The 4,307-nt window shown below is 70.1% G+C and carries 3 protein-coding genes; 2 read left to right on the top strand and 1 reads right to left on the bottom strand.

Features of this window, described 5'->3' with window-relative positions; all coding sequences use genetic code 11:
- Together KN815_RS41725 and KN815_RS41720 are read left to right on the top strand one after the other, a co-directional pair.
- Nucleotides 1–589 (top strand): ABC transporter ATP-binding protein (locus KN815_RS41725; protein ID WP_216346990.1); only part of this gene is annotated, 589 nt, incomplete at its 5' end.
- Nucleotides 590–680: 91 nt separating this feature from the next.
- Nucleotides 681–3,224, top strand: coding sequence for an ABC transporter permease (locus KN815_RS41720; protein ID WP_216346989.1), 2,544 nt, complete (start codon nt 681–683; stop codon nt 3,222–3,224).
- Nucleotides 3,225–3,300: 76 nt separating this feature from the next.
- On the opposite strand, the gene KN815_RS41715 is transcribed toward KN815_RS41720, so the two are convergent.
- Nucleotides 3,301–4,307, bottom strand: a 1,007-nt coding sequence (locus KN815_RS41715) for an SAM-dependent methyltransferase (RefSeq protein ID WP_216346988.1), incomplete at its 5' end; no start/stop codon positions are given.

Here is a 4,307-nt window from a genome sequence, read left to right as displayed (position 1 = left end):
GCACTGCATGGCAGGTCTCGACACGATCTCCAGCGGCTCGGCCCGGATCGGCGACGTCGAACTGACCACGCTCAAGGACAAGAAGCTCACCCAGTTGCGCCGCGACAAGATCGGCTTCATCTTCCAGGCGTTCAACCTGCTGCCGACGCTGAACGCGCTGGAGAACATCACCCTCCCGATGGACATCGCCGGCCGCAAGGCCGACCAGGCGTGGCTGGACCAGGTCGTGGCCACGGTCGGCCTGGCCGGGCGGCTCAAGCACCGGCCCAACCAACTGTCGGGTGGTCAGCAGCAGCGCGTCGCGGTGGCCCGCGCCCTGGCCGGCCAGCCGGAGATCATCTTCGCCGACGAGCCGACCGGGAACCTGGACTCCCGCTCCGGCGCCGAGGTCCTGGGCTTCCTCCGCAACTCGGTGCGGGAGATGGGCCAGACGATCGTGATGGTGACCCACGACCCGGTCGCCGCGTCCTACGCCGACCGGGTGGTCTTCCTCGCCGACGGCCGGATCGTGGACGATCTGCGCAACCCCACCGCCGACTCGGTCCTCGACCGCATGAAGCGTTTCGACGCCAAGGGCCGTACGAGCTGACCCGGGGCGCGCCCGTATCCGCTTTTCAGGCTCGGTTCGCCTCCGGGGCGCCGCCTCGCACTCCCCTCCCCACCCCTCAGGACTGACACTCATGCTCCGTACAGCCCTGCGCAATGTGCTTGCGCACAAGGCCCGGTTGCTGATGACCGTGCTCGCCGTGATGCTCGGCGTGGCCTTCGTCGCCGGCACCCTGGTCTTCACCAACACCATCTCCGACGCCTATCAGAAGAGCTCTCAGAAGGGCTTCCAGGGCGTCGACGTCGCCATCAGCCCGGACAAGAAGGACGACGACTCCGCCAACCCCGGTGACGCCCCCCGGCTGAGCCAGCAGGTGCTCGACAAGGCGGCCAAGGTGCCCGGCGCCGCCTCCGCCTACGGTGTGGTGAACGGCTACTCCGCCCTCGCCGACAAGAAGGGCGACCTGCTCGGCGGCGGCTTCTCCAACCGCGGCGGCAACTACTACCCGGGAGCCGACGGCAAGGACCCCCGGTACACGATGACCGAGGGCCGCGCCCCCAAGGCCCCGGGTGAGATCGCGCTCGACTCCAAGACCGCCGAGCGCGGCAAGTACAAGGCCGGGGACTCCATCCGGGTCTCCGTCGACGGCCCGGTGCGCACCGAGAAGATCGTCGGCGTCTTCACCACCGACGACGGCAATGTGGCGGCCGGCGGCTCCCTCGCGCTGTACGACACGGTCACCGCCCAGAAGCTGTTCGCCAAGCCCGGGCAGTTCGACGAGATCGATGTGAAGGCCGCCGCGGGCACCTCGCAGGCGACGCTGAAGTCCGCGCTCGACAAGGTCCTGCCCGAGCAGGCCAAGGCCACCACCGGCAAGAAGCTCGCCGATGACCAGGCCAAGGCGATCGAAGACGGCATGAGCAGCATGCAGACCGCGATGCTGGTGTTCGCCGGGATCGCGCTCTTCGTCGGCATCTTCATCATCGTCAACACCTTCTCCATGCTGGTCGCCCAGCGCACCAAGGAGCTCGCCCTGATGCGCGCGGTGGGTGCGACCCGCCGTCAGGTGACCCGGTCGGTGCTGATGGAGGCCACCTTCGTGGGCGCCGTCGCGGCCGTGGTGGGCCTCGCGGCCGGTGTCGGCATCGGCGCCCTGCTGCGCTCGGTGCTCAACTCCACCGGGGCCAGCGTCCCGGACGGTCCGCTGGTCGTCGCGCCCAACACGGTGCTGATCTCGGTGCTGGTGGGCGTCGTGGTGACCGTGCTCTCCGCCTGGCTGCCCGGCCGCCGCGCCGCCAAGATCCCGCCGATCGCCGCGATGAACAGCGTGCACGCCGCGCCGACCACCCGTGGTCTGGTGGTCCGCAACACCATCGGTTCGCTCTTCGCCGCGGCCGGTATCGCCCTGGTGGTGTCCGGTACGGGCATGAGCGGCAGCGACGGCCAGGGCCCGATGGCGTTCGGCGCGGCCGTCCTGGTGATCGGCGTCTTCATCCTCACCCCGCTGCTGTCCCGGCCGCTGATCGCGGCCGCCTCCCCGGTGCTGAAGATCTTCGGGATGCCCGGCAAGCTGGCCCGGCAGAACGCGGTGCGCAACCCGCGCCGTACCGCCGCCACCGCCTCCGCCCTGATGGTCGGCCTCACCCTGATCACCGGCATGACGGTGATCGCGGGGAGCATGCAGAAGGGCATCAACAACATGGCCGCCGACGGGCTGAAGTCCGACTACGTGGTCAGCATGGGCGGGGACGGCGTACGGCCGCTGTCGCCGGAGGTGTCCAAGACCCTGGCCAAGGTGGACCAGGTCACCGCGATCAGCCCGCTGCGCTCCTCCCCGGCCCGGGTCGCCGGTGACACCGAGACCCTGATGGGCGTCGACCCCAAGGCCATCAAGGAACTGGTGAACGTGGACTTCACCGAGGGCTCCTTCGGCGCGCTCGGTGGCACCAAGGTCCTCGTCGACGACAAGATCGCCGACGCGAACCACTGGAAGGTCGGCTCCGCCTTCCCCGTGACCTACGAGGACGGCAGCAAGGGCCGGCTGACCGTGGGCGGTGTCTACGAGGGCAACCAGATGGTCAACGGCGTCATGCTGGACAGCGCCACGGTCACCCCGCATATGACGACCGTCGCCGACTTCCAGGTGATGCTGAAGACCAAGGGCGGCGCCACGCAGGACACCCAGGACCTGCTGAAGAAGACGCTCGGCGACAACCCCGCGATCAAGGTCCAGAACAAGCAGGACCTCTCGGACGAGATCGCCAAGGCGTTCACCCTGATGCTGAACATGCTCTACGGGCTGCTCGGCATGGCCGTGATCGTCGCGGTGCTCGGCGTCATCAACACCCTGGCGATGTCGGTCTTCGAGCGGTCCAAGGAGATCGGCATGCTGCGGGCGATCGGCCTGGACCGGGCCGGTATCAAGCGGATGGTGCGGCTGGAGTCGCTGGTCATCTCGCTCTTCGGCGGGGTGCTCGGCATCGGCCTCGGCGTCTTCTTCGGCTGGGCGGCCGGTGAGCTGATCGCCGCCGAACTGCCGACCTACGAGCTGGTGCTGCCGTGGGCCCGGATGGGTCTGTTCCTGCTGATGGCCGCGCTGGTCGGGGTGATCGCCGCGCTGTGGCCGGCCCGGCGGGCCTCCAAGCTCAACATGCTGATGGCCATCAAGGCCGAGTAGCGGCGGGCCGATCGGCAGGCCGCCACCGGACGTCCCCGTCCGCCCCCTGTCCGGGGCGGACGGGGACGTCCGCGTTTCAGCCGCGCCAGTCGCGGGCGCGCAGCGGCAGCCCCGAGGTCCCGCTCTCGGGGGTGCGGACGGCGAGGATCTGGTTGACCCCGATCCGGTTGCGTTCGAAGGAGAGGGCACAGGCCGCCATATAGAGCCGCCAGACCCGGGCCCGGCCCGGGGAGGTCAGCCGCATGGCCCGCGGCCAGGACCGCTCCAGGTTGGCGACCCAACTGCGCAGCGTGAGCGCGTAATGCTCGCGGATGGCCTCCACATCGCGTACCTCGAAGCCCGCCTCCTCGAGCTGGGTGACGGTCCGGCCGACCGGGGCCAGCTCGCCGTCGGGGAAGACATACCGGTCGATGAACTCGTCCACGTGGTACGCCTCTTCGTCCGGCTGGGGGCGCCGGGCGATCTGGTGGTTCAGCAGCCGCCCGCCGGGCCGCAGCAGCCGGTGCAGGATGGCGGTGTACTCGGCGTAGCGCACGGAGCCCACATGCTCGGCCATGCCGATGGAGGAGATGGCGTCGTACGGCCCGTCCGGAACCTCGCGGTAGTCCTGGACCCGGATCTCCACCTGGTCGGTGAGCCCGGCGTCCGCGATGCGCTTACGGGCGTACGCCGCCTGCTCCTCGGAGAGCGTGACGCCGACGGCGCGCACCCCGTACTCGCGCGCCGCGTGCAGCACCATCGAGCCCCAGCCGCACCCCACGTCCAGCAGCCGCTGCCCCGGTCGCAGGGCCAGCTTGCGGCAGACGAGGTCCAGCTTGGCGCGCTGGGCGTCCTCGAGCGCCGCATCCGGTCCGTCGTCCCAGTAGGCGCAGGAGTAGACCATCGAGGGGCCGAGCACCAGCTCGTAGAAGTCGTTGCCGACGTCGTAGTGGTGGCTGATGGCCTTCTTGTCGCGGCGCAGGGAGTGCAGCGGGCCGAAGCCGGTCCGCGCCTCCTCGCGGGGCGGGGCCGGCGGCAGCCCCGGCCCGGCGAGCGCGATCAGCTTCCGGGCGGCGGTGCGCAGCGCGGGGTCGCGCAGCGCCT

It is taken from the genome of Streptomyces niphimycinicus, assembly GCF_018883605.1.
GTDB lineage: Bacteria > Actinomycetota > Actinomycetes > Streptomycetales > Streptomycetaceae > Streptomyces > Streptomyces niphimycinicus.
Note: the sequence above shows the minus strand (reverse complement) of the source record. Positions and strands in the feature narration are given on the sequence as shown.